This is a genomic window from Cupriavidus sp. AU9028 (genome assembly GCF_019795295.1).
In the GTDB taxonomy this organism is placed as follows: domain Bacteria; phylum Pseudomonadota; class Gammaproteobacteria; order Burkholderiales; family Burkholderiaceae; genus Cupriavidus.
Map to the genome: position 1 here is coordinate 278,686 of NZ_JAIMCG010000004.1, position 24,071 is coordinate 302,756.

General features: G+C 68.3%; 23 protein-coding genes. 5 read left to right on the forward strand and 18 right to left on the reverse strand.

What is annotated here, in order from left to right:
• Positions 1-106: 106 nt before the first annotated feature.
• From K6V06_RS06890 to K6V06_RS06950, 13 genes are all read right to left on the reverse strand, one after another.
• Complete coding sequence (locus K6V06_RS06890; RefSeq protein ID WP_222241345.1) at positions 107-895, reverse strand: enoyl-CoA hydratase/isomerase family protein; 789 nt, start codon at positions 893-895, stop codon at positions 107-109.
• Positions 896-948: 53 nt separating this feature from the next.
• Positions 949-1,938 carry a S9 family peptidase gene (locus tag K6V06_RS06895; RefSeq protein WP_222241347.1) on the reverse strand — a complete coding sequence of 330 codons (990 nt, stop codon included), beginning with the start codon at positions 1,936-1,938 and terminating at the stop codon, positions 949-951.
• A gap of 3 nt (positions 1,939-1,941) precedes the next feature.
• A complete protein-coding gene (locus K6V06_RS06900) occupies positions 1,942-3,549 on the reverse strand; it encodes a carboxyl transferase domain-containing protein (protein ID WP_222241349.1) in 1,608 nt (535 codons plus the stop codon).
• A 54-nt stretch (positions 3,550-3,603) separates the two neighbouring features.
• On the reverse strand, positions 3,604-4,296 hold the full coding sequence (locus K6V06_RS06905; protein ID WP_222241351.1) for a glutathione S-transferase family protein: 693 nt from the start codon (positions 4,294-4,296) through the stop codon (positions 3,604-3,606).
• Entirely contained in the window at positions 4,293-4,751 is a 459-nt protein-coding gene (locus tag K6V06_RS06910; protein ID WP_222241353.1) for a YchJ family protein, read from the reverse strand. The genes K6V06_RS06905 and K6V06_RS06910 overlap by 4 nt, the downstream gene beginning before the upstream one ends.
• Entirely contained in the window at positions 4,748-5,470 is a 723-nt protein-coding gene (locus tag K6V06_RS06915) for an HAD family phosphatase (protein ID WP_222241355.1), read from the reverse strand. Before K6V06_RS06915 ends, K6V06_RS06910 begins: the two co-directional genes overlap by 4 nt.
• A 43-nt stretch (positions 5,471-5,513) precedes the next feature.
• A complete protein-coding gene (locus tag K6V06_RS06920) occupies positions 5,514-6,641 on the reverse strand; it encodes an acyl-CoA dehydrogenase family protein (RefSeq protein ID WP_222241357.1) in 1,128 nt (375 codons plus the stop codon).
• Between the two features lie 7 nt (positions 6,642-6,648).
• Entirely contained in the window at positions 6,649-7,329 is a 681-nt protein-coding gene (locus tag K6V06_RS06925) for an SDR family oxidoreductase (RefSeq protein ID WP_222241359.1), read from the reverse strand.
• A gap of 28 nt (positions 7,330-7,357) precedes the next feature.
• The gene (locus tag K6V06_RS06930) at positions 7,358-8,539 is read right to left on the reverse strand and encodes an acetyl-CoA C-acetyltransferase (protein WP_222241361.1); all 1,182 of its coding nucleotides are present in this window, start codon (positions 8,537-8,539) and stop codon (positions 7,358-7,360) included.
• Positions 8,540-8,632: 93 nt separating this feature from the next.
• On the reverse strand, positions 8,633-9,307 hold the full coding sequence (can, locus tag K6V06_RS06935) for a carbonate dehydratase (RefSeq protein WP_222241363.1): 675 nt from the start codon (positions 9,305-9,307) through the stop codon (positions 8,633-8,635).
• Positions 9,304-11,118: a bifunctional isocitrate dehydrogenase kinase/phosphatase gene (gene aceK / locus K6V06_RS06940; protein WP_222241365.1), complete on the reverse strand. Its 1,815-nt coding sequence runs from the start codon at positions 11,116-11,118 to the stop codon at positions 9,304-9,306. Before aceK ends, can begins: the two co-directional genes overlap by 4 nt.
• 151 nt (positions 11,119-11,269) lie before the next feature.
• On the reverse strand, positions 11,270-12,451 hold the full coding sequence (locus K6V06_RS06945; protein ID WP_222241367.1) for an isovaleryl-CoA dehydrogenase: 1,182 nt from the start codon (positions 12,449-12,451) through the stop codon (positions 11,270-11,272).
• Positions 12,452-12,631: 180 nt separating this feature from the next.
• Positions 12,632-13,159, reverse strand: coding sequence for a MerR family DNA-binding transcriptional regulator (locus K6V06_RS06950; RefSeq protein ID WP_222241370.1), 528 nt, complete (start codon positions 13,157-13,159; stop codon positions 12,632-12,634).
• A gap of 230 nt (positions 13,160-13,389) precedes the next feature.
• Here K6V06_RS06950 and K6V06_RS06955 point away from each other — a divergent pair, with 230 nt between their 5' ends.
• Both K6V06_RS06955 and K6V06_RS06960 read left to right on the forward strand, forming a co-directional pair.
• Positions 13,390-14,466: an MBL fold metallo-hydrolase gene (locus K6V06_RS06955; protein ID WP_222241372.1), complete on the forward strand. Its 1,077-nt coding sequence runs from the start codon at positions 13,390-13,392 to the stop codon at positions 14,464-14,466.
• Positions 14,467-14,522: 56 nt separating this feature from the next.
• Positions 14,523-14,879, forward strand: coding sequence for an antibiotic biosynthesis monooxygenase (locus tag K6V06_RS06960; protein WP_222241374.1), 357 nt, complete (start codon positions 14,523-14,525; stop codon positions 14,877-14,879).
• Here K6V06_RS06960 and K6V06_RS06965 read toward each other — a convergent pair.
• The gene (locus K6V06_RS06965) at positions 14,858-15,769 is read right to left on the reverse strand and encodes a LysR family transcriptional regulator (protein WP_222241376.1); all 912 of its coding nucleotides are present in this window, start codon (positions 15,767-15,769) and stop codon (positions 14,858-14,860) included. The genes K6V06_RS06960 and K6V06_RS06965 overlap by 22 nt on opposite strands.
• A gap of 102 nt (positions 15,770-15,871) precedes the next feature.
• Here K6V06_RS06965 and K6V06_RS06970 point away from each other — a divergent pair, with 102 nt between their 5' ends.
• From K6V06_RS06970 to K6V06_RS06980, 3 genes are all read left to right on the forward strand, one after another.
• Positions 15,872-16,789 (forward strand): dihydrodipicolinate synthase family protein, encoded by a 918-nt coding sequence (locus K6V06_RS06970; protein WP_222241378.1) that lies wholly within the window; start codon positions 15,872-15,874, stop codon positions 16,787-16,789.
• A gap of 98 nt (positions 16,790-16,887) precedes the next feature.
• On the forward strand, positions 16,888-17,847 hold the full coding sequence (locus tag K6V06_RS06975; RefSeq protein ID WP_222241380.1) for a tripartite tricarboxylate transporter substrate binding protein: 960 nt from the start codon (positions 16,888-16,890) through the stop codon (positions 17,845-17,847).
• Positions 17,848-17,998: 151 nt separating this feature from the next.
• Positions 17,999-19,429, forward strand: coding sequence for an aldehyde dehydrogenase family protein (locus K6V06_RS06980; protein WP_222241553.1), 1,431 nt, complete (start codon positions 17,999-18,001; stop codon positions 19,427-19,429).
• A gap of 3 nt (positions 19,430-19,432) precedes the next feature.
• Here the strand turns inward: K6V06_RS06980 and K6V06_RS06985 are convergent, their stop codons facing one another.
• From K6V06_RS06985 to argS, 4 genes are all read right to left on the reverse strand, one after another.
• Positions 19,433-20,245, reverse strand: coding sequence for an SDR family oxidoreductase (locus K6V06_RS06985; RefSeq protein WP_222241382.1), 813 nt, complete (start codon positions 20,243-20,245; stop codon positions 19,433-19,435).
• Between the two features lie 81 nt (positions 20,246-20,326).
• Positions 20,327-20,962, reverse strand: a complete 636-nt coding sequence (locus K6V06_RS06990) for a thiol:disulfide interchange protein DsbA/DsbL (protein WP_222241383.1) — start codon at positions 20,960-20,962, stop codon at positions 20,327-20,329.
• Between the two features lie 147 nt (positions 20,963-21,109).
• Positions 21,110-21,832: an SPOR domain-containing protein gene (locus K6V06_RS06995; RefSeq protein WP_222241385.1), complete on the reverse strand. Its 723-nt coding sequence runs from the start codon at positions 21,830-21,832 to the stop codon at positions 21,110-21,112.
• 119 nt (positions 21,833-21,951) lie between these two features.
• On the reverse strand, positions 21,952-23,739 hold the full coding sequence (argS, locus tag K6V06_RS07000) for an arginine--tRNA ligase (RefSeq protein WP_222241387.1): 1,788 nt from the start codon (positions 23,737-23,739) through the stop codon (positions 21,952-21,954).
• Positions 23,740-24,071: the final 332 nt, after the last annotated feature.

A 24,071-nucleotide genomic window follows, 5' to 3' on the forward strand; every position in this document is an offset into this window, starting at 1 on the left:
GCAAATCGGCGGGATGCGAGCAAGATACCGACAGAAGCGGTGGGCTTGCGCAACGATCGACGCCGGCCGTGCGGACCATCTGGCTATCTTCCGCCAACTGCCCGTATCAGGCGGGACGCCAGGACGGCGCGCGCTTCTCGAGGAACGAGCGCACGCCTTCGCGCCCTTCGTCGGAAGCACGGATGGCGGCGATGCGCTCGGCCGTATCGACCAGCAGCGCATCGTCGATGCCCCTGCCCGCCACCTCCCGCACCAGGCGCTTGCTCTCGCGTACCGCGTTCGGGCTGTTGGCCACCAGCGTGGCGGCCACTGCGGCCACCCGTTCCTGCAGCTGCGCCGCCGGCACCGCCTCGTGGATGAAGCCGATGCGCAGCGCTTCGGCGGCATCGAAGCGCTCCGCGGTGATGAAGTACCGCCGGGCCGCCTGCTCGCCCATCGCGCGAATCACGTAGGGGCTGATGGTGGCAGGCAGCAGGCCCAGCTTCGCCTCCGACAGGCAGAAGTGCGCGCTGTCCGCGGCAATGGCAATGTCGCATGCCGCGACCAGCCCGACGCCGCCGGCATAGGCGTCGCCGTGCACCTGGGCGATCACCGGTTTCGGGCAGGCCCAGATCGTGTGCAGCATCTGGGCAAGGGTCAGTGCATCGGCGCGGTTCTCTTCGTTCGAGTAGCCGGCCATCTTCTTCATCCAGTTCAGGTCGGCGCCGGCGCAGAAGGCCGGACCGTTGCCCGCGAGCACGATGACGCGCACTTCGGCGGTATCGCCCAGCGCGCGGAAGGCGCCGCTCAATTCACCGATGACGGTTTCGTTGAACGCGTTGCGAACATCCGGACGGTTCAGCGTCACGGTGGCGACATGGCCTGCGACGTCGATGCTCAATGTGGTGAAATCCATTCCGTTCTCCTCCAATCCGTTTGCATTCGTCCTGCCAGGGCCGCCAATGCCCGTCAGGGTGTTGACTGCACGCTGGCGGGCGCATCGCCCGGCAGCAATTCCGCCTGGCGCAACGCCGCCTCCACCAGCGGCGACCACGCGGCCAGTCCGCGCGAGAAGTACTGGTGGCCGTCCGCGCCGAAGGCCGGCATCAGGTGGTAATGCCCGAGGCCGCCCGCACTGCGGTAAGCGTCGAACCATTCGGCCGGGTACGGACCCATGAAGCGGTCGTTGGTGGTGTAGATCCAGTGCGTGGCCACCCGGGCCATGCGGCCGTAGTCCGCGAACAGCCGCGATTGCTGCTCGGGATCGCACGGCTCGCCCGGATGCCGTTCCGGATCGCCCCCGCCACCGCCGGCGAAGTTGATCACCACCCGCACGCCCTGCGGATTGCGAGCGGCCAGCGCAATCGATACCGCGCCGCCGAACGACTGGCCGATCACCGCAATCCGTTGCCCATCGACCTCCGGCCGCGCCCGCGCCGCCTCGATGACCTGATGCACCTGCTCCGCCCCGGCCTCGAAGCCGGGCCGATAGCGCTTGCGATGGCAGGGGCCGGTGTTCTCGACATCGGGGCCGCCGCTGACGCCGTAGCCCATCCGCGTCGGTACCACCACCAGGAAACCGAGCGAGGCGAAATAGCGGGCCTGTGGTGCCATCCGCACGCGCCCCATGCGCAAGCGCGCGTCCGGGTCCGGCGGGCGGCCATGATTGAGCAGCAGCAGCGGATAGCGGTCGCGGCCCGCTTCACGCAGCGCCGTCGCCACGATGCGCTGTGTCACCTGCGCTCCCTTGCTGTCGATCACCTCCACCGGCACCGACCAGGTTTCCTCGATCATCGCGTGGATGCCGTCGCCCTCGGCCGGCGTTGGCCAGCTGCCGGCGTCGGCGTCCGGGCCCTCCATGGCCACCGGGATGGCGAACGCGGCGGTACTTGCCGCCGCCAGCAGCCATTGCGCCGCAACCTTCGCCGCTGGCGCGGCCCAGCCCTGCCCCACGCTCATCGATTACATCCGGAACACGCCAAACTTCATGTCGCCGATCGGCGCATTCAGGCTCGCCGACAAGCCGAGCGCCAGCACCGTGCGCGTCTGCGCGGGATCGATCACGCCGTCGTCCCACAGCCGGGCGCTGGCGTAGTACGGGTGGCCCTGGTGCTCGTATTGCTCGCGGATGGGCCGCTTGAAGGCCTCCTCCTCGTCAGCGCCCCAACTGCCGCCGCGCGCCTCGATGCCATCGCGCCGCACCGTGGCGAGCACGCTCGCCGCCTGTTCGCCGCCCATCACCGAGATCCGCGCGTTCGGCCACATCCACAGGAAGCGCGGCGAGTAGGCGCGGCCGCACATGCCGTAATTGCCCGCGCCGAAGGAGCCGCCGATGATCACGGTGAACTTCGGCACCTGCGCGGTGGCAACAGCGGTCACCATCTTGGCGCCGTTGCGGGCGATGCCCTCGTTCTCGTACTTGCGCCCGACCATGAAGCCGGTGATGTTCTGCAGGAACACCAGCGGGATCTTGCGCTGGCAGCACAGCTCGATGAAGTGCGCGCCCTTGAGCGCGGACTCCGAGAACAGGATGCCGTTGTTGGCGATGATGCCGACCGGGTAGCCCCAGATCCGGGCGAAACCGCAGACCAGCGTGGTGCCGTAGCGCGCCTTGAACTCGTCGAAATCCGAATCGTCGACGATGCGGGCGATCACCTCGCGCACGTCATAGGGCTTGCGCGTGTCCGTGGGGATCACGCCGTACAGTTCCTCGACCGGGTAGCGCGGCTCCATCGGCTCGTGCAACCGGATCTGGTCGGGCTTGCGGCGGTTCAGGTGCTGCACGATATTGCGTGCCAGCGACAGGGCGTGCAGGTCGTTCTGCGCGAAGTAATCCGCGACGCCCGACAGGCGGGTGTGCACGTCGGCGCCGCCCAGGTCCTCCGCGCTGACCTCCTCGCCGGTGGCCGCCTTCACCAGCGGCGGCCCGCCAAGGAAGATGGTGCCCTGGTTCTTGACGATGATCGACTCGTCGCTCATTGCCGGCACATAGGCCCCGCCCGCGGTGCACGACCCCATCACCACCGCGATCTGCGGAATGCCCTGCTTCGACAGGTTGGCCTGGTTGTAGAAGATGCGGCCGAAATGGTCGCGATCCGGAAACACGTCGTCCTGGTTCGGCAGGTTCGCGCCACCGGAGTCGACCAGATAGATGCAGGGCAGGTTGTTCTGCTCGGCGATCTCCTGCGCGCGCAGATGCTTCTTGACGGTCATCGGATAGTAGGTGCCGCCCTTGACCGTGGCGTCGTTGCAGACGATCACGCATTCCTGTCCCGCCACGCGGCCGATGCCGGTGATGATGCCCGCGCCGGGCGCGGCATTGTCATACATCTCCCAGGCGGCCAGCTGCGACAGCTCCAGGAATGGCGTGCCGGGATCGAGCAGCTGCTGCACGCGGTCGCGCGGCAGCAGCTTGCCGCGCGCCAGATGCTTGTTGCGGGCCTCCTCGCCGCCGCCCTGCGCGACCTCGGCAATCCGCGCCTTCAGGTCGGCGACCAGCGCCTGCATGGCGTCGGCGTTGGCCTTGAACGATTCCGAGCGGGCATTCAGTTTCGATTCGAGCGTGGGCATCGGGTCTGTCTCTTCCTGTTTCGTTATGGGTCGGATCGTTTGCGGCGCGCTGCGTCAGCCGTCGCCGGCAGGCAGCGGGTGCCCCGGCATCAGCGTGTACGGATGCTGCCAGCCTGGCAGTTCCCGGATGCGCTGCATCCAGGCATGGATGTGCGGATAGTCGGCCTGCCAGTCCACACCGATCTCGTCCTCGTAGAACACGTAGCCCGCCAGCGAGAAGTCGGCGATGGTGCAGCGGTCGCCGGCGGCGAAGCGGTGCGATTGCAGATGCGCGTCGAGCACGCGCCATGCCGCCTCGCAGCGTCCGCGCAGGTACTGCACGATGACCGGATCCGGCTCGCGCGCGAAGTTGCGCAGGAAACGGTAGGTCGCCATGTACGAGGTGAACTTGTGGTTGTCGAACAGCAGCCAGCGCAGGATCTCGGCTCGCTCGGCGTCGTCGCGCGGGCCATGGGCGTCCAGCCGCCGCGCCAGCAGGTCGAGGATCGCGCCGGACTGGGACAGCCGCTGGCCGTCGAACTCGAGCACCGGCACCTCCCCCATCACGTTGATCGTCCGGTAGGCGGGAGTGCGCGTCTCGCCGTTGAAGAAGTCGACGAAGCGCGGCTCCCACAGCCGCGCACCGCGCTGCACGCCCAGCGTCTCGAGCATCAGCGCGACCTTGTAGGCGTTGCCGGACTGGGCAAAGCAATAGAGGCGATACGGCGGCGCGCCGGCTTCCGGGTTCCGCTCCTGCTGCAGGCTCATCGTTGTTCTCCCAACATTTGTCCATCGAGATACAGCCACCGGGGCGCCTCGCCGGGCGCTGCCGGTTCACGCACGAAGCGGCTGCGCTCGTGCATGCGCGTGGCCTTGCCGTTCACCTTGTAGCGCGCGACGAACTCGACCTCGGCATGGTCCTCGTCCTGCTGGGCCTTGCCGCGGACGGTCAGGCCAAGCCATTGCACGCGCGGCGCGCCCGGCGCCGACTCGTTCGCGATGTCCTGCTCCAGCCCGTCGGGGCACGTGGACGGGTGCCAGGTGCGCCGCAGCCAGCTGCCGTCCCCGAGCACGTAGGCGCTGTAGCGCGAGCGCATCAGCTGCTCCGCGCTCGCGGGCCACCCTTCGCCGCGGTGGAACGGCCCGCAGCAGCTGTCATAGCTGCCTGCGCCGCACGGGCACGGGTTGCCGGCGCCGGCGCCGGCGGGGGACGGCTTGCTCATCCCACCAGCTCCGGCAAGGCGCGCATGTCGGTGAAGGTGGTGTGGGCGCCGGCTTCGCGCAGCATCGCCGCATCGTTGCGCGCGGCATAGCCGAACACGGTCATGCCGGCGGCCACGCCGGCGGTGATGCCCGCCGGGCTGTCCTCGATCACCGCGCAGCGCGCCGGGTCGACGCCCATGGTCCGCGCCGCGAGCAGGTAGACGTCCGGAGCCGGCTTGCTGCGCTCCACCTCGGTCGCGGAGAAAATGTGCTCGCGGTCGTCGCGCTGGAACAGCTCGACCAGGCCGGTGCGCGTCAGCTGCAGCTTTACCTTGACGCGATCGGCACCCGAGGCCACGCACAGCGGCATGCCGGTGGCGGCGATGGCCTGCACCGCTTCGCGCACGTGCGGGATCGCTTCGACCTCGGCTTCCAGCGTCGCGTTGCGCCGCGCCAGCCATTCCGACAGCCAGTTCTCGGGCAACGGCGCGCCGCGCATGCGTTCGATGGTGCCCAATTCCTCGCGCACCGCGCGGCCAAGGAACATCGCGGTGGATTCCTCCAGCGAGATGTCGATGCCCAGTTCGTTCAGCATGCGGTTGAGCAGGCGGTTGACGATGGGCTCGCTGTCGACCAGCACCCCGTCACAATCGAAAATCACGCAATCGAAGCGGCCGGGGCGGACGCTGCCCTGCGAAGCGGTTGCTGCGGAAGAACTGGGGGTGCTGCTGGAAGTCATGCGGTGGTAAATCCGGTTGGTTGGTTCGTTGGCAGGGATCGCGCTACAGCGCGCGGGCGATCAGGATCTTCTGGATGTCGCTGGTGCCCTCATAGATCTGGCACACGCGCACGTCGCGATAGATCCGCTCGACGGGGAAGTCGCTGACGTAGCCGTAGCCGCCGAACACCTGGATCGCGTCGGAGCAAACCCGCTCGGCCATTTCGCTGGCGGTCAGCTTGGCCATCGCGGCCTCCTTCAGGCACGGCCTGCCCGCGTCCTTCAGCGCGGCGGCGTGCCAGATCATCTGGCGTGCCACCTCGATGCGGGTCGCCATCTCGGCCAGGCGGAACTGCACCGCCTGATGCTCGAACAGCGGCTTGCCGAAGCTCTCGCGCTCCCTCGCGTACGCCAGAGCCGCGTCGAACGCCGCGCGGGCCATGCCGACGCTTTGCGCGGCGATGCCGATGCGGCCGCCCTCCAGGCCGGACAGCGCCATCCGGTAACCGGCGCCCTCCTCGCCCAGCAGGTTCGCAACCGGCACGCGGCAGTCTTCGAAGACGATCTGCGCGGTGTCCGACGAGTGCTGCCCGAGCTTGTCCTCCAGCCGGGCGACGACATAGCCCGGCGTGTCGGTCGGTACCAGGAAGGCGCTGATGCCGCGCTTGCCCGCCGACTTGTCGGTCACGGCCATCACGATCGCCACGTCGGCGTGCTTGCCGCTGGTGATGAACTGCTTGACGCCGTTCAGCACGTAGTGATCGCCGTCGAGGCGGGCCGTGGTGCGCAACGCCGACGCATCGGAACCGACGTGCGGCTCCGTCAGGCAGAACGCGCCGAGCATCTCGCCGCGCGCGAGCGGCACCAGCCACTGCTGTTTCTGCGCCTCGCTGGCATACGCCATCAGCATGCTGCACACCGGGCAGTTGTTGACGCTGATGACCGTCGAGGTGCCGCCGTCGCCAGCCGCGATCTCTTCGAGAATCAGCGCGAGCGACAGGTAGTCCAGTCCCGCGCCGCCGTACTCCTCCGGCACGGCCACGCCATAGGTGCCCAGCGCGGCGAGCTGGCGGTGCACCTCGGCCGGAAAGGTCTTGTCGCGATCCCAGGCGGCGGCCTGCGGTGCGATGACGTTCTGCGCGAACTCGCGCACCGCATCGCGGATCATCTCCTGCTCGGGTGTCAGCAGCATGGCGTCCTCACCAGGGCAATACCGCGCCGTCGTAACTGCGGAAGGTGCCGTTGTCGTCCCGCTTCGCGTCGGCCAGCACGCGCCGCATGCCGGCCACGCTTTGCTGCGCAGTCAGGTCCGCCTCGGAGCCGCCCATGTCGGTGCGTACCCACCCTGGGTGCAACGCCAGGCAGGTGGCGCGCCGCGCGTCGAGCGACACCGCCTTGAGCGCCGCATTCACGGCCGCCTTGCTGACCCGGTACATCCAGCTGCGGTTGCTCTCCATCGCGCCGATGCTGCCCATGCGCGAGGACAATACCGCCAGCACGCCGCCCTTGCCGCCGCGCCCGCTCTCCACGAACGGCAGCACCAGCGGCAGCGCCATCATCGGGCCGTAGACGTTGGCATGCATCACGGCGTCGAAGTCGTCCACCGATACCGGCTGCGCGCCCTCGGTACGCGGGCCGATCACGCCGGCGTTGTAGATCGCCACGTCGAAGGTTTCGCCGTCGATGGACCAGCCGAGGCCGGCGACCTCGCCGGCTTCGCTCAGGTCCACCCGGTGGGTCTCCGCGCCCAGCGCGTGCAGCGCCGCCAGGCCCTGATCGCTGCGGGCGGTGGCGACCACCCGCCAGCCATCGGCGCGGTACTGCCGGACAAACTCCAGGCCGATGCCGCGCGAGGCACCGAGAATGAGTGCGGTAGGCATGCTGTGCTCCTGTGGTCGTGAACGCGCGTCAGACCAGTTCGATGCCGACTGCCGTGCCTTCGCCGCCGCCGATGCACAGGCTCGCCACGCCGCGCTTGCCGCCGGTCGCGCGCAGTGCGCCGATCAGCGTGGTCATGATGCGCGCGCCGGAGGCGCCGATCGGATGGCCCAGCGCGCAGGCGCCGCCGTGGATGTTGACCTTCTCGCGCGGAATCTTCAGCTCGTGCATCGCGGCCATCGGCACCACCGCGAACGCCTCGTTGATCTCGAACAGGTCGACGCTGTCACTGGTCCAGTCCAGCTTGCGATAGAGCTTCGCGATCGCCTCGACCGGCGCGGTGGTGAACCAGCCCGGTGCCTGCGCGTGGGAGGTGTGGCCCAGCATGCGCGCGAGCGGCTGCAGACCCAGCTTGTTGGCGGTGGATTCGCGCATCATCACCAGCGCCGCCGCGCCGTCGTTGATCGACGACGACGAGGCCGCGGTGATCGTGCCGTCCTTGGCGAACGCGGGCTTGAGCGAGGGAATTTTCTCCACCTTGATGCGGCGCGGCCCTTCGTCGGTGTCGATGACGGTGTCGCCGCCCTTGCCCGACACGGTGACCGGCGCGATCTCCCAGCGGAAGTGGCCGTTCTCGTTGGCCTGCTGCGCGCGCCGCACGCTCTCGATGGCAAACGCGTCCTGCGCCTCGCGGGTGAAGCCGTACTTGGCGGCGCACTCCTCGCCAAAGGTACCCATGGCGCGGCCCTTGTCGTAGGCGTCCTCCAGGCCGTCGAGCATCATGTGGTCGTAGATCATCGCGTGGCCGATACGGTAGCCGCCGCGTCCCTTGGGAATCAGGTAGGGGGCATTGGTCATGCTCTCCATGCCGCCTGCCACCGCAATCTCGAAGGAGCCGGCGATCAGGCCGTCGTAGACCGTCATGGCCGCACGCATGCCGGAACCGCACATCTTGTTGACCGTGGTGGCGGCAACGGACAGCGGCAGCCCGGCGCCAAGGGCGGCCTGCCGCGCGGGCGCCTGCCCCTGACCGGCCGACAGCACGTTGCCGAACACCACTTCCTCGATCTGCCCGGGCTGCAGGCCCGCGCGCTCGACCGCCGCGCGGATGGCGGCCGCGCCCAGCTGGGGAGCGGTGAGGCTGGCGAACTCGCCCTGGAAGGCGGCCATCGGGGTGCGGGCCGCGGATACGATGACGATGGGGTCTTGCATTTCGGTCTCCTTGCTGCGGACGTGCAGTCGCGCCAGTGGTTCATTTCCCTCTCCCCAGGCCCCTCTCCCGCGGGGCAGGAGAGGGGAGGAAAGTCAGGGCTTGCGGTTCGCCGTATGGGTTTCGCCGTACTGCCGATACGCCGCCTCCAGCTGCGCGTGCAGTTCGTCGTTGTTGCTCGCCGCCATGCCCAGGTCGCGCAGCAGGCCGTCCGAGACGCCGTAGATCCAGCCGTGCACGGTCACTTCCTGGCCGCGAGCCCACGCGTCCTGCAGCACCGTGGTCTGGCACACGTTGTTGACCTGCTCGATCACGTTCAGCTCGCACAGCCGTGCGTGCGCGTCTTCCTCGCGCAGGACCGTGCCCAGGTAGGTGTCATGCTTGTCGGCCACGTCGCGCACATGGCGCAGCCAGTTGTCGACCAGGCCAATGCGCTCGCGCTTGAGCGCGACCTTGACGCCGCCGCAGCCGTAGTGGCCGACCACGGTGATATGGCGGACCTTCAGCACCTCGACGGCAAACTGGATCACCGACAGCGCATTCAGGTCGCTGTGCGCGATCACGTTGGCGACGTTGCGGTGGACGAACACCTCGCCCGGCGCGAGACCGAGAATCTGGTTGGCCGGCACGCGCGAATCGGAGCAGCCGATCCACAGGTATTCGGGCGCCTGCTGGTTGGCCAGTCCGGTGAAGAAAGTCGGGTCCTCGGCGTTGACGCGATCGACCCACTCCCGATTGTTGCGGAACAGCTGTGCAATGGCGTCAGTCATGCCGCCCTCCTTGCTGGGGATTGGACCGGGTTGCGGCCGTAACGGTGGATGAATCGTTCTGAAGCATCGTAAGCATAGAAATCGTGGACATGCCCCGCCTGCAGCCGGGCCTTGTGGCCCTGCCACATGGCGGGATCGAAGATGTCAGCGTGGTGCCGCAGGAATGCGGCGCGCACGCGCGGGTCTCCCAGCAGGAAGGTGCGGTACGTCTCGGGGAAGATGTCGTGCTTGCCCACGCTGTACCAGACCTCGCCCGCCATTTCCTCCTCCTCGTTGCGCGCCTCGGGCACGCGGCGGATATTGCAATCGGTCAGATATTCGATTTCGTCGTAGTCGTAGAACACCACCCGTCCATGCCGGGTGACGCCGAAGTTCTTGTAGAGCATGTCGCCGGGGAAGATGTTCGCGGCGATCAGCTCCTTGATGGCATTGCCGTATTCGACGATGCCGTGCTCGACCTGCTCGTCGCTGCCTTCCTGCAGCCAGATGTTCAGCGGCGTCATGCGGCGCTCGATGTAGACGTGGCGCACCACGATTTCCTCGGTGCCGTCGCGCGCGCGCTGGTATTCGATCATCGACGGCGCATGCTGATGCAACTCGCGCACCAGCGCATCGTCGAAGCGCGACAGCGGGAACGCGACATCCGAATACTCGAGCGTATCGGCCATCCGCCCGACCCGGTCATGCTGCTTGACCAGCTGGTACTTGCCCTTGATCTGCTGCCGCGTGGTCTCCTTGGGTGCCGGATAGAAGTCCTTGATCACCTTGAAGACGTAGGGGTACGAGGGAAGCGTGAACACCAGCATCACGAGGCCCCGAATGCCGGGGGCGACGATGAACTTGTCCGACGAATGCTGCAGGTGATGCAGGAAATCGCGGTAGAACAGGTTCTTGCCCTGCTTTTGCAACCCGAGCGAGGTATAGATCTCCGCGCGCGGCTTGCGCGGCATGATGTCGCGCAGGAACGTCACGTACGCCGACGGAATCTCCATGTCGACCATGAAGTAGGCGTGCGCGAACGAGAACAGGATCAGCAGCTGCTCCTTGCGCAGCAGCACGGTATCGAGCATCAGCTTGCCGGACGGCGCGTGCACGATCGGAATCGCCACCGGATACGTGCGCTCGCCGTTCAGCATGCGGCCGATGATGAAGGCCGTCTTGTTGCGAAAGAACAGCGACGACAGCACGTGGATCTGGAAATTCGGCGCGATCGGGAATTCGCCCAGCTCCTCGCCGATCGCGCGCACCACGTAGTCGATGTCCCTGCCCAGGTCTTCGAAGGGACGTTCCAGCTGGAAGTTGTGGACGATGCGTTCGAAGCAATGCGCCAGGCCTTGCCGGCTGCCGGGATAGTAGGCGCGGAAGGTCGGCTTGATGGGGGACTCCTCGTTCTCGATGTACTCGGTCGAGATCGCGGGACGCAGGAAGATGAAGTCGTTGTTGAAGTACGAGCGGTGCAGGATGCGGGTGCAGACCGAATTGAAGAAGGTCTCCGCCAGCTCGGGCTGATGATGATTGGTCAGCAGCCCGATGTAGTGCAGCTTGACCTGCTGCCAGATGCCGTCGTCGATGTTCTCGGCGTCGTATTCGTCCTGCAGGATCTCGGTGGCTTCGCGCACCCGCTCGTTGTAGAAGTCGATGCGGTCGCGCTGCATCCGTTGCAGCGCGTGCCAGTCGCCCGCCTCGAAGCGGAGCTTGGCCTGCTGCCCTACCTCGCGGAACAGCCGGTAGTGCTTGTCGAACCCGTCCAGCATGGTACGCGCCACGTCGTAAGCGATCTGCGAGGACAGCAGTTTCGGGAAGTGCGACATGGTTCGGCGTGGCGATGAGGTGAAGGCTCTGCTTGCGGGGGCGGGGACGGCCGGACGTGCAAGCAGCCCGGCCGCTCCTGGGCAATTGTAAGCGTTTCCGCCCGAGGGCCGCTGGCGGCGGACCCGCCACGCGCCCCTTTCGGCCGGTCGTTTACATGGTCTCGGCGAACAGCTCCCGGCCAATCAGCATGCGGCGGATTTCCGACGTGCCGGCGCCGATTTCGTACAGCTTGGCGTCGCGCCACAGCCGGCCCACCGGATACTCGTTGATGTAGCCATTGCCGCCCAGGATCTGCACCGCCTCGCCTGCCATCCAGGTCGCCTTCTCGGCGGTGTAGAGGATCACGGCCGCGCAGTCCTTGCGGACCTGGCGCACATGCTCGCTGCCCAGCGAATCGAGGTTCTTGCCGACCGTGTACAGATAGCTGCGCGCTGCCTGCAGCGTGGTGTACATGTCCGCCACCTTGCCCTGGATCAGCTGGAATTCGCCGATGCTCTGGCCGAACTGCTTGCGGTCATGGATATAGGGCGTGACGACGTCCATGCACGCCTGCATGATGCCGACCGGGCCGCCCGAGAGCACCGCGCGCTCGTAGTCCAGACCGCTCATCAGCACCCTGGCGCCGCCATTTTCCGCGCCCAGCACGTTCTCGGCCGGCACTTCGACGTCCTGGAACACCAGCTCGCCGGTATGCGAGCCGCGCATCCCGAGCTTGTCCAGCTTCTGCGCGACCGAGAAGCCCTTCATGCCCTTCTCGACGATAAAGGCCGTCATGCCGCGCGCGCCCAGCTCCGGTTCGGTCTTGGCGTAGACCACCAGCACGTCGCAATCCGGCCCGTTGGTGATCCACATCTTGGTGCCGTTGAGCACGTAGCGGTCGCCGCGGCGCTCGGCGCGCAGCTTCATGCTGACGACATCCGACCCCGCATTCGGCTCGCTCATCGCCAGCGCGCCGATCCACTCGCCGGACACCAGTTTGGGCAGATACCGTGCCTTCTGCTCCGGGGTGCCGTTGCGGTGGATCTGGTTGACGCACAGGTTGGAGTGCGCGCCGTAGGACAGGCCGACCGAGGCCGAGGCCCGGCTGATCTCCTCCATCGCCACCATATGGGCGAGGTAGCCCATGTTGGCGCCGCCGTATTCCTCGGCCACGGTAATGCCGAGCACGCCGAGATCGCCCATCTTCTTCCAGGCGTCCATCGGGAACTGGTCGGTGCGGTCGATCTCGGCGGCACGCGGCGCCAGTTCCGCCTGCGCCCAGGCCTGAACCGACTCCCGCAGCATGTCGATGTCGTCGCCAAGGTCGAATTTCAGGCCAGGCAATGCAGTCATGGTGGTCTCCTCTGCAGTGGATTGCGCCAGCGGCCGCGCCGTTGCCCCGCTTTGCCGCAGCAACGCGGGCCGGCGTCAGGGCGGGCTTCGTTGGGCTATTTTATTGACGTTTACGTAAACGTCAACACGTGGTTCGATGGGAAGCGGCGCGTCAGGCACTGGGGCCGCGCTTTCCGTGGGTCAGCGCACGCGCCGCACCGCAGACTGGCTTTCGGTACCCGATGCATCGGTGCGGGCGTGCTCCTCCAGCAGCGCCCGGCATTGCCGCTCGTGCTGCTCGATTTCCGCCAGCTGCGCCTGCAGGTCTTCCATCTGGCGCTCCAGCACGCGCCGGTGCTGGGCCAGCGAGGCAAGGAAGCGTTCCAGCTGCGGCGCCGTATCGCGCGGCGACTCGTACAGGTCAAGAATCTCCCGGATCTCGTTCAGCGTCAGCCCGAGCCGCTTGCCGCGCAGCGTCAGGCGCAGGCGGGTGCGCTGCCTCCCGTTATAGACGCGCTGCCGGCCGCCCGATCCCACCCGGGCGGGGGACAGCAGGCCCTGGTCCTCGTAGAAGCGGATCGCGCGTGGCGTGATATCGAACTCACGGGCCAGTTCCGCGATGGTGTAGGTGGCGCCGCCCTGCCCGGCCGCGCCGCCGCTCTCCGCGGGGGTGGAGTCCGGCTGGCCGGGGGTGTCCGGCGTCGCGCAGGTCGCTGGGGATACGGTCATGAGGCAGGGCAAAAAAGGAACGGACGTTCGATACGCCGCGGGATTTGGCTTAAGATGGCGGAAAGCCCGCCGAATTGACGTTTACGTTAGCGTCAACTTCGCCAACAGGCAATCCCGAGGAGGCGATTCCCGGCCACGCCTTGCAAAGAGGCGGGCCGGCCCGCCTAGCCGCAACCCGTACGAGAAGGTCCGCAGCCGCGCTGCCCAGACCTCGCCAGGAGAGACACCCCATGAACGCCCTCGAACACCAGCTCCAGTATCCCTACGGCGAGCAGATGCCCGCGCCCGGCACCCGCCAGGAAGTGGCGCCCGGCGTCTGGTGGCTGCGCATGCCGCTGCCGTTCGCCCTGGACCATATCAACCTGTGGCTGGTGCGCGACCGCATAGAGGGCCGGGACGGCTGGACGGTGATCGACTGCGGCATTACTGACGACACCATCAAGACGCATTGGGAGACGATCTTCGCCAACGGGCTGGACGGCTTGCCGGTGCTGCGCGTGCTGGTCACCCACTGCCATCCCGATCACGTCGGCCTCGCGCACTGGTTGTGCGAGCGCTGGGGCGTGCGGCTGTGGATGAGCCTGGGCGACTACATGAGCGCGCGGGTGATGGGTGGGGGCAACGGCGTGGGATCGAACGCCGGCGGCGACTTCGCCGCCAGCCACTTCGCCCGCCACGGCCTGAACGATCCGGACAGCCTGGAGAAGCTGCGCGCGCGCCGCAGCTACTATTCGACGCTGGTGCCGGCGCTGCCGACGCAATACCGGCGGCTGATGGAGGGCGACATCGTCGTCATGGGCGACGATCCGGCGGCGTCCCGCTGGCGGGTCATCACCGGCTTCGGCCATGCGCCGGAACACGTCGCGCTGTTCAACGCCGAGCGCCAGGTACTGATCTCCGGCGACATGGTGCTGCCGCGGATCTCGACCAACGTCAGCGTGTTCGACATGGAGCCGGAGGCGAACCCGCTGGCGCTGTACCTGAGCTCGCTGCGCCGCTACGAGGAACTGCCGGAGGCCACGCTGGTGCTGCCGTCGCACGGCCGCCCCTTCCGCAACCTGCATACGCGGCTGCGGCAGCTGCATGAGCACCATGCCGAGCGACTGGCGGAAACCCTGGAAGCCTGCGCGGGGAAACCGTGCAGCGCCCACGACATCGTCGGCGTGATGTTCCGCCGCCAGTTCGACATCCACCAGATGACCTTCGCCATGGGCGAGGCGTTGGCGCACCTGCATCTGCTGTGGCACGATGGCCGGCTGCAGCGGCAGACCGATGACGACGGCGTGATCCGCTTCCGCGCGGCCTGACCGCCCCTTCCTCTGTCGCCTTCTCGCTCGCTTTCTCGCTCGCTTCGGGATCCGCCATGGCGTCCGACACTGTCTTTGCGCAAACCCCTGCCCCACCGTACTACGCGGTGATCTTCACCTCCACCCGCACGCCCGCCACGGCCGATGACGGCTATGGCGCGGCGGCGCAGCGCATGGTCGAACTGGCCAGCGGCATGCCGGGATTCCTCGGCGTGGAATCGGTGCGCGACGGCAGCGCGCCGGGGGCGCCCGGCATCACCGTCTCCTACTGGCAAAGCCTGGACGCGATTGCCGCCTGGCGTGCGCATGCCGAGCATGTCCAGGCACGCAACCGGGGGCGCGAACGCTGGTACGACGGTTTCCAGCTGCGCATCTGCAAGGTGGAGCGCGCCTACGGGTTCTCGCGCGACTGAACCACCGGAAAGGCGCCGAGCAGGTGGTCGCGCACGGTCTGCGCGACCTGGTTCGACGTACCGCGCCGCCAGACCAGGTGCAATTCCACGTCCAGCCCCGGCTGGTCGTCGAACGCCCGAAATCCCACGCCCGCATAGCCGAGCCGCCAGGCCGACTGCGGCACCAGCGCCAGGCCCATGCCGGCGTCCACCAGCGACAGGATCGAATGCGTGTGGCTGAGCGTCTGCACCGTGTCGGGCGCCACCCCTTCCGCGCGCAGCCGGCCGGCGACGATCTCGTACAGATAGCGCGATTCCGAGGGGCAGAACTCGATGAAGGGCTGCCCTTCCAGCGCGCGCAATGGCAGCCGCTCACCCTGCAGCAGCGGGTGGCCCAGGGGCGCGGCCAGCACGAAGGGTTCGCGCAGCAATGGCGCCGACTCCGCGAAACTGCGCGGCGCGAACGGGCGCACCACGCCAAGCTCGATCCGGTCGGCGGCGATCGCTTCGAGCTGCGCGTCGGTCTGCATCTCGCGCAGCGCGATGTCCACCTCCGGCAGGCCCGCATGAATGGCCGCCAGCATCCGCGGCAGCAGCGTGAAGCTGGCGGCGGGGATGAACCCCATGTTGACGCTGCCGGCATCGGGACGCATCGCCCGCCGGGCGGCCAGCTTCGCCGCCTGGCTGCGGCGCAGGATGTCCTCCGCGTCGCGCAGGAAGGTTGCGCCGGCCGGCGTCAGCCGGACCGCGCCGCCCGAGCGCTCCAGCAACTGCACCCCCAGTTCATGCTCCAGCAGCTGGATATGCCGCGTCAGCGGGGGCTGCGTCATGTTCAGCAGCGCGGCGGCCCGGCCGAAATGCAGCTCGGTGGCGACGGCGACGAAGCTGCGCAGATGGGATAGCTGGAACACGATTCAAAGTTTGAATTGGGGAATCGCCAGTTTGAATTGGACGCCACGGGCACGTCGTTCCTAAAGTAGGGACCTTTCTTGCCCCGTCCGACAGGAGATCAAGTGGCGACTTTCGAAGGTTCCGCGCTGCGAGAGGCGCTCAATGGCATTTCCGGCATCCTGGTCACGCCATTCGACGCGAATGATACCGTTTCGCCAGCCCCGCTCGCGCCGGTGGTGGACCGTGCGGTCAACGCCGGCGTGCAGGTGCTGGTCGCCAACGGCAATACCAGCGAGTTCTATGGCCTGCGCGAAGCCGAGGCCGTGCGCATGATCCATGTGGCCGCGGAGTACGTCGCGGGCCGGGTGCCGCTGGTCGGCGGCGTCGGCCGCAGCGTGCACGAAGCCTGCGCGCTGGCGCGGGCCTCGCGCGACGCCGGCGCCGATGCGCTGATGGTGCACCAGCCGCCCGACCCCTTCGTCGCGCCGCGCGGCGTGGTCGCCTACGTGCAGCGCATCGCCGAGGCCGCCCAGGGGCTGCCGCTGGTGCTGTACCTGCGCAACGACAACATCGGTCTGGCCGCGATCGAACAGCTGTGCCGCATCCCGCAGGTGATCGGCGTCAAATGGGCCGCGCCGACCCCGCTGGTGCTGGCCGAGGCGATCCGCCGCACTGCCGACCGCGGCCTCGCGTGGATCGGCGGGCTGGCCGAAGTCTGGGCGCCGCCCTTTTATGCGGTCGGCGCGCGCGGCTTCACCTCCGGGCTGATCAACGTGATGCCCGAGCGCTCGGTGGCGATCCATCGCGCGCTGGAAGACGGCGACCATGCCACGGCGATGCGCCTGATCGGCGAGATGCTGCCCTTCGAGGAGCTGCGCGCGCAGGAGAACAACGGCACCAACGTCACCGTGGTCAAGGCCGCATTGCAACTGATGGGCAACGACTGTGGCGCCGCCCGCCCGCCCTCGGCGTGGCCGCTGCAGGACCCGCAGCTGGGCCGCTTGCGCGAGCTGATGTCCGGCTGGGGCCTCGCCCGCTGATTTCCCTGTGGTTTGCCTCGGTGCCCCGCCTTGCGCAGGGGCACGGGGCGCGCTCGCGCCCGCCCCCCCCAGAACAACAACCCGACTGGAGACTGACCATGCAACTTCGCCGTACCCTGCTCGCCTTCTGCGCGCTCGCTTCCTTCGCTGGCGCGACCGCCGCGCAAACCTATCCGACCCGCCCGATCACCATCGTGGTCGGGTCCAGCCCGGGTAGCGCCACCGACGGCCTGGCGCGCGCGGTGGGCAACGAGGTGACCCGCCTGACCGGACAAGCCGTGGTGGTCGAGAACCGCGCTGGCGCGATGGGCGGCATCGCCGCGCAGACCGTCGCCCGCGCCAAGCCGGACGGCTACACGCTGTTCATGACGACCAACACGACGCAGGCAGCCAACCCGCATCTGATGAAGACGCTGCCCTACGACCCGATCAAGGACTTCACGCCGATCACGTTGCTGACCAAGGGTTACCAGCTGCTGGTGGTCAACCCGAAGGTCAAGGCCAACAACGTGGCCGAGCTGGTCGCGCTGGCGAAGAAGGAGCCGGGCAAGCTCGCCTACGGCTCGGGCAGTTCGTCGGCGCGGGTCGCGGCCGAGCTGTTCCAGCAGATGACGGGCACCGAGATGAACCACGTCCCCTACAAGGCGAACCCGCCTGCGGTCGTGGATCTGGTGGCCGGCCAGACCGACCTGATGATCGTCGACCTGCCCGCCAGCCTGCCGCACGTGCGCTCGGGCAAGCTGCGCGCGCTCGGCATCAGCGGTCCGAAGCCGTCGCCGCTGTTCCCCAACGTGCCGCCGATCGCCGCCAGCTTGCCGGGCTACGAGGCCGGCTACTGGAACGCGCTGTACGCGCCCGCCAACACGCCGCAACCGGTGGTGCAGCGGATCGGCCAGATCGTGCACCAGGCGCTGGCCGCGCAGTCGGTGCGCCAGGTGGTCGAGCAGAGCGGCCAGGAGATCGCGCTGTCCAGCGCCGAGGAACTGGGCCGCTTCCAGCTGGCCGAGCTGGACCGCTGGGGCAAGATCATCCGCACCGCTGGCATCGAGCAGGAATAAGCCCGGCAGAGCCAGGCCCGCACCGCCGCAGTTTCTTTGCCGCCGGCGATCCGCGCGCTTCTCCCCCCGGCGAGGCGCCCGGAAAGCCGGCGGCTTTCTTTTGACCGTTTTCGTCCTGACGCCACTGCAGCCCGAGGAAGCCATGTCGCAGATCCAACCCCACTACATCGCCGGCGAATGGGTCGCCGGCACCGCCAGCCATCCCAACGTCAACCCATCCGACCTGGCGGACGTGATCGGCCACTACGCGCAGGGCGACGCCGGCTGCGTGGACCAGGCCGTCGATGCCGCCCGCCGGGCCTTCGGCAAGTGGTCGCTGTCCACGCCGCAGCAGCGCTTCGATGTGCTGGACTTCGTCGGCAACGAACTGCTGCAGCGCCGCGCCGAGTTGGGCGATCTGCTGGCCCGCGAGGAGGGCAAGACGCTGCCGGAGGCCACCGGCGAAGTCATGCGCGCCGCGCAGATCTTCAAGTTCTTCGCCGGCGAGGCGCTGCGCAGCGCGGGCGAGTTGCTGCCGTCGGTGCGTCCGGGCATCGGCGTCGAGGTCACGCGCGAGCCGGTCGGTGTGGTGGCGTTGATCGCCCCGTGGAACTTCCCCATCGCGATCCCGGCGTGGAAGATCGCGCCCGCACTGGCCTGGGGCAACTGCGTCGTGTTCAAGCCGGCCGAACTGGTGCCGGGGTCGAGCTGGGCGCTGGCCGAGATCCTCAGCCGCGCCGGCCTTCCCGCCGGGGTCTTCAACCTGGTGATGGGCCGCGGCCGCGAGGTCGGCCAGCGCCTGGTGGAACATCGGCAGGTCGATGCGATCAGCTTCACCGGATCGGTGGCGACCGGGCGCGCCATCGCCGCGCAGGCGTGCCAGCGCATGGCGAAGTTTCAGCTGGAGATGGGCGGCAAGAACCCGCTGGTGGTCACCGACGACGCCGACCTGGAACAGGCGGTGGAGGTGGCCCTGCAAGGGTCGTTCTTCTCCACCGGCCAGCGCTGCACCGCGTCCAGCCGCATCATCGTCACGCGCGGCATCCATGACGCCTTCGTCGCCCGCCTTGCCGAGCGTACCCGCGCGCTGGTGGTGGGCGACGCGCGCGATCCGCGCACGCAGATCGGCCCGGTGGTGGACGCACGCCAGCTGGAGCAGGACGAGCGCTATATCGCCATCGGCAAGGAGGAAGGCGCGCGGCTGCTGTGCGGCGGCGAGCGGCTGTCGCTGGAAAAGGACGGCTTCTACCTGAGCCCGGCGCTGTTCGTCGACTGCGACAACACCATGCGGATTGCGCGCGAGGAGATCTTCGGCCCGGTCGCGGCGGTCATCGCGGCGCGGGACTATGACGAAGCGCTGGCGCTTGCCAACGATACCGAGTTCGGGCTGTCCGCCGGCATCTGCACCACCTCGCTGAAGCTGGCGACCCACTTCAAGCGCCATGCGCAGGCCGGCATGGTGATGGTCAACGCGCCGACGGCCGGCGTCGATTTCCATGTGCCGTTCGGCGGGCGCAAGGGGTCGAGCTACGGCCCGCGCGAGCAGGGCCGCCATGCACAGGAGTTCTATACGACGGTGAAGACCGCCTATACCGCGGCCTGACGCCTACGGCGTGCCGGCGGCGTCCTCATCGGTCTTGCGCGGCTTGCGCGGCGCGCGCATGAACAGCGCGTCGTAGAGCGCGCGCGGCAGGACGTGCAGCACCGCCGCCACCAGCCCCATCGGCCAGGGAATCACCTTCCACCGGCGCCCGGCCGCGATGGCGGCGGCAGCCTTGCGGGCGAAGGCATCCGCATCCATCAGGAACGGCATCGGATAGGGGTTGTGCGCCGTCATCGGCGTGCGGATATAGCCCGGCGCGATGGTGACGACGCGGATGCCGTGCGGCCGCTGCTCCAGCCGCAGGCTCTCCAGCAGCCGGATCGCCGCCGCCTTGGAGGCGCTGTAGGCGCCGGCCCCGGGCAGGCCCCGCACGCCGGCCACGCTGGCAATGCCCACCAGCGTGCCGCGCCAGCGGCCCGTAACCGGCTCGCGGGCCTGCATCGGACCGATGAAGGGCTGGAAGGTCGTCAGCATGCCGAACCAGTTGGTATCCATCACCTGGCGGAACGCGTCCAGATCCTCACGGGCGCTGGCGACCGTGCCGACCGACACGCCGGCATTGGCAATGACGATATCCGGGCAGCCGTGATGCGCGATGAAATCCTGCGCGGCCTGCAGCATCGCCGCGGCGTCGCGCACGTCCGCCGTGTAAAGGCGGGCGGCATGCGGATTGGGAAGCGAGGCAGCCAGCGCTTGCAGGGCGTCCTCGCGCCGGCCGACGAGGCCCAGGATGGCGCCCTGGCGAGCGTACTCGCGGGCGAGTGCCTCGCCGATGCCGCTCGACGCGCCGGTCAGGAACACCTTCAGGGGTCGCATCGGCGGGGGCGTGGGAGGGAAGTTGCGGCCGGCCCGCGGGCTGCAGGACCGGCCGGGTGGGACGACGCGGTCGCCAGCGTCTTACAGCTTCCTGGCGCGGATCTGGTCGACCAGGTAGTCCATGGTCTGCACCGCGCCGCCCTTGGAGCCGGCGATCGACGGCGAGGTGACGTACTTGCCCTGGATCACGATGGTCGGCACGCCGTCGATCTTGTACGCGTCGGCGATCTTGTTGGCGCGCGTGGTGCTGGTCGACACCGAGAACGAGTTGTACGCATCGAGGAAGGCCTTGCGGTCGACGCCGTTCTTCGCCATCAGGTCGGCGATCTCGTTCGGGTCGAGCAGGCGCTTGCGCTCCGAATGGATGGCGTTGAAGACCTTGGTGTGCATCGCGTCGAGCTTGCCCATGGACTCCAGCGCGTAATAGATGCGGGTGTGCGGCAGCAGGTCGTCACGGAAGGCGACCGGCACGCGCTTGAACACCACGTCCTTGCCCTGCTTGCGGACCCACGCCTCCAGGTCCGGCTCGAAATCGTAGCAGTGCGGGCAGCCGTACCAGAAGAACTCGGTCACCTCGATCTTGCCCGGCGTCACCGGCTGCGGGGCACGCAGGACCTGGTACTCCTTGCCCTCGGTGGGCGCGGCATGCGCCGGCGCGGACATCAGGAAGCCGGCCACGGTGGCGAGGGCGGCGAACAGGGCGGCGAAGGTCTTCATGGCGGATTTGCGGATTGAAAGCAGGTTGCGGAGGGCGGACTGCCCGTTAGGTGCATGAAGCCGGCTCCGTTCTCGACGGACGGCCGGCCACGCTAAGACTCGCCGCGGCGTTCCGGGTTCACTGGAGCGCCATGACGGCCCATGCCTTTACTGCCGGGTGAAGCGGATCACCGAGGCTTCGAAGCCGGCGGACTGCAGCCGGTCGCGCGCCTGGTTCATCTCCTCGATGCGGTTGTACGGACCCAGCCGGACCCGATACAGCTTGACGCCGTTGACGTCGCGATCGGTGACCTTGGCCTCGAACCCCTGCATCGCCAGGTTGGCCTTCTGCCGGTTGGCATCGTCCTGCGAACGGAAGGCGCCGACCTGCAGCAGATAGCCGACCTTGCTGGCATCGGCGCGGGCGATCTCGGCGATCGGGTCGGTCACCGGCCGTTCGGCCGGCGACTGTGCCGGAGCCTGCGGCGCAGGCTGCGCCGGCTTTTGCGCGGTGCGGTCCGCCGGGCGTTCGGCCGGCTGCTCCGTCGGGCGCTCGGCGCGGCTGGGCTCGGCCGGCTGCGCAGCGCGGTTCGGCGGCGGCTCGGCCGGGGCCACCGGCTTGGCCGGCGTCTTGCCCCACAGCGGCCGGTTCGGATCGGACGGCGGCTGCTGTGCCTGCTGGCCTTGCTGCGGCAGCCCGCCCGCCGTGCCCTGCTCGGCGGGCTTCGGGCTGCCCTTGCGGAAGGGGACGGGCGCCTTGGTGATGTAGAGCGCGACCACCACGGCGATGGCCAGGCCGACGATCAGGCCGAGCACCAATCCCAGTAACGTGCCTCCGCGCTGGCTGGCGCGGCTCTGCCCGCGCGGGGCACGCTTGCGTTGCTGTTGCATGGAGTCCTCTTGGGTATAGCGGGGAGATTATAGAGCCGTTGCGCACGTTCCCGGACGATCCTCGGCCGCTTTCGTGGCGAAGCGAGGGATAGCGGCCAGGCCGCGCGCGCGGTTCTCCCTCACATCCGTTGCGGGGCGCTGACGCCGATAACCGCCAGGCCGTTGCGCAGCACCTGGCGGGTCGCCGCCAACAGCGCCAGCCGGGCCAGGCGGACGGGCTCGTCGTCGACCAGCACGCGATCGGCATTGTAGAAGGCGTGGAAGTCGCCAGCGAGATCGCGCAGATAGAACGCCACGGCGTGCGGCGCCAGTTCCGCAGCGGCCTGCGCCAGCATGTCGGGGAAGGCGGCCAGCCGCTGACCCAGCGCCAACGCCTGCGGGCTGGCCCCGGCGCCGGTCACCGCCGACAGATCGGCGCGGGCCAGGGCTTCCAGGCGCCCGGCCCAGTCCGCGCCGGCCCAGCTCTCGAAGATCGAGCAGATGCGGGCATGCGCGTACTGGACGTAGTACACCGGGTTCTCGTCGTTCTGCTTCAGCGCCAGGTCCACATCGAACACGAACTCGGTATCCGCCTTGCGCGACAGCAGGAAGAACCGCACCGCATCGCGGCCACGGGCGAACCGCTGCGGCCAGTCGGCGACGCCCGCCTCCAGGCAGCCGCGGATGGTCTCGTCGCCGCCGTTGCTCCATTCGATCAGGTCCCGCACCGTGACGTACGAACCGGCGCGCTTGGAGATCTTCACCTCCTCGCCGTTCTTCATCACCGTGACCATCTTGTGCAGGACATAGTCGGGATAACCGACCGGGATGCCGATGTCCAGTCCCTGCAGGCCGGCCCGCACGCGCGCGATGGTGCCGTGGTGGTCGCTGCCCTGCACGTTGATTACCTTGTGGAAGCCGCGTTCCCACTTGGTGGTGTGATAGGCGACGTCGGGCACGAAGTAGGTATAGGTGCCGTCGGTCTTGCGCATGACGCGGTCCTTGTCGTCACCGTCGTCGGTGGTGCGCAGCCACAGCGCGCCCTCGTTCTCGTAGGTCTTGCCGCGCGCCACCAGCGCCTGCACCGCCGCCTCGACCTTGCCGTCGGTATAGAGCGACGATTCGAGGTAGTACCGGTCGAAGCGCACGCCGAAGGCCTGCAGGTCGATGTCCTGCTCGTTGCGCAGGTAAGTCACGGCGAAGCGGCGGATCGAATCGATGTCGTCCACCTGGCCCGAGGCGGTGACCGGCTCGCCGTCGGAGGCGCTGACCGTCTTGCCGGCAAGGAAATCGGCCGCGATGTCGGCGATATAGTCGCCGTTGTAGGCCGACTCCGGCCAGCCTGCATCACCGGGTTTCAGGCCACGGGCGCGCGCCTGCACCGAAATCGCCAGCGTCTGGATCTGCACGCCGGCGTCGTTGTAGTAGAACTCGCGATGGACGTCGAACCCCTGCCAGCCGAGCAGGTTGGCCAGCGCATCGCCCAGCGCCGCCTGCCGGCCGTGGCCCACGTGCAGCGGCCCGGTCGGGTTGGCGGAGACGAATTCGACCAGCACCTTGCCGCGCGCACCCTGCTGCTGCGCGCCGAAGCGATCGCCCTCTTCCAGCACGGCGCGCAGCGCCTGCGCCTTGGCATTGCCCGACAGGCGCAGGTTGATGAAGCCCGGCCCGGCAATCTCCATGGACGCGATCAGCGCCGCGGCGCGCTCGTCCGCCTGTACGGCATCGACGATCTGCTGCGCCAGTTCGCGCGGATTGCGCTTGAGCAAGCGCGCGACCTGCATGGCGATATTGCAGGCCAGGTCGCCATGCGCCGCCACCTTGGGGCGCTCGAAGGCAACGGCGGGAAGGACGGCATCGGCCGGCGCGACTGCCCGGACGGCGTCCGAGAAGGCGGCGGCGAGTTGAGTGGTCTGAGCAGGCAGCATGAAATAGTGTGGGCCCGCGAACCGGCAAGAAGGCGGCTGCGCCGGGGCGGCATCGACAGCGGGGAAGCGGGATGCTGCCCCTGCGTGTGGCGGGCGATGGATAGCAGAACGCGGATTTTATCAGGTGCTATGCTGACAGCACCCGTTAAAACGCGCGCCGGCTGCCAGGGCACGAGGTCGGCCCGCAGACCGTGCATCGGCGGGCAGGAGGCAAGCGCCGGACCGGCGCTCCCACCGATGCGGTCGAGTGAACCCCCGGCCACACTTTCCGGTCAGTATTCAGTGTAGGCGCTGGTGCTCGGGTTACCGGCCTACCGGGCTACCCTTTCCAT

Excerpts from the sequence above, each read along its gene's own strand:
- K6V06_RS06890 (WP_222241345.1), bottom strand. The coding sequence starts at position 895 with ATGGATTTCACCACATTGAGCATCGACGTCGCAGGCCATGTCGCCACC.
- K6V06_RS06895 (WP_222241347.1), bottom strand. The coding sequence starts at position 1,938 with ATGAGCGTGGGGCAGGGCTGGGCCGCGCCAGCGGCGAAGGTTGCGGCG.
- K6V06_RS06900 (WP_222241349.1), bottom strand. The coding sequence starts at position 3,549 with ATGCCCACGCTCGAATCGAAACTGAATGCCCGCTCGGAATCGTTCAAG.
- K6V06_RS06905 (WP_222241351.1), bottom strand. The coding sequence starts at position 4,296 with ATGAGCCTGCAGCAGGAGCGGAACCCGGAAGCCGGCGCGCCGCCGTAT.
- K6V06_RS06910 (WP_222241353.1), bottom strand. The coding sequence starts at position 4,751 with ATGAGCAAGCCGTCCCCCGCCGGCGCCGGCGCCGGCAACCCGTGCCCG.
- K6V06_RS06915 (WP_222241355.1), bottom strand. The coding sequence starts at position 5,470 with ATGACTTCCAGCAGCACCCCCAGTTCTTCCGCAGCAACCGCTTCGCAG.
- K6V06_RS06920 (WP_222241357.1), bottom strand. The coding sequence starts at position 6,641 with ATGCTGCTGACACCCGAGCAGGAGATGATCCGCGATGCGGTGCGCGAG.
- K6V06_RS06925 (WP_222241359.1), bottom strand. The coding sequence starts at position 7,329 with ATGCCTACCGCACTCATTCTCGGTGCCTCGCGCGGCATCGGCCTGGAG.
- K6V06_RS06930 (WP_222241361.1), bottom strand. The coding sequence starts at position 8,539 with ATGCAAGACCCCATCGTCATCGTATCCGCGGCCCGCACCCCGATGGCC.
- can (WP_222241363.1), bottom strand. The coding sequence starts at position 9,307 with ATGACTGACGCCATTGCACAGCTGTTCCGCAACAATCGGGAGTGGGTC.
- aceK (WP_222241365.1), bottom strand. The coding sequence starts at position 11,118 with ATGTCGCACTTCCCGAAACTGCTGTCCTCGCAGATCGCTTACGACGTG.
- K6V06_RS06945 (WP_222241367.1), bottom strand. The coding sequence starts at position 12,451 with ATGACTGCATTGCCTGGCCTGAAATTCGACCTTGGCGACGACATCGAC.
- K6V06_RS06950 (WP_222241370.1), bottom strand. The coding sequence starts at position 13,159 with ATGACCGTATCCCCAGCGACCTGCGCGACGCCGGACACCCCCGGCCAG.
- K6V06_RS06955 (WP_222241372.1), top strand. The coding sequence starts at position 13,390 with ATGAACGCCCTCGAACACCAGCTCCAGTATCCCTACGGCGAGCAGATG.
- K6V06_RS06960 (WP_222241374.1), top strand. The coding sequence starts at position 14,523 with ATGGCGTCCGACACTGTCTTTGCGCAAACCCCTGCCCCACCGTACTAC.
- K6V06_RS06975 (WP_222241380.1), top strand. The coding sequence starts at position 16,888 with ATGCAACTTCGCCGTACCCTGCTCGCCTTCTGCGCGCTCGCTTCCTTC.
- K6V06_RS06985 (WP_222241382.1), bottom strand. The coding sequence starts at position 20,245 with ATGCGACCCCTGAAGGTGTTCCTGACCGGCGCGTCGAGCGGCATCGGC.
- K6V06_RS06990 (WP_222241383.1), bottom strand. The coding sequence starts at position 20,962 with ATGAAGACCTTCGCCGCCCTGTTCGCCGCCCTCGCCACCGTGGCCGGC.
- K6V06_RS06995 (WP_222241385.1), bottom strand. The coding sequence starts at position 21,832 with ATGCAACAGCAACGCAAGCGTGCCCCGCGCGGGCAGAGCCGCGCCAGC.
- argS (WP_222241387.1), bottom strand. The coding sequence starts at position 23,739 with ATGCTGCCTGCTCAGACCACTCAACTCGCCGCCGCCTTCTCGGACGCC.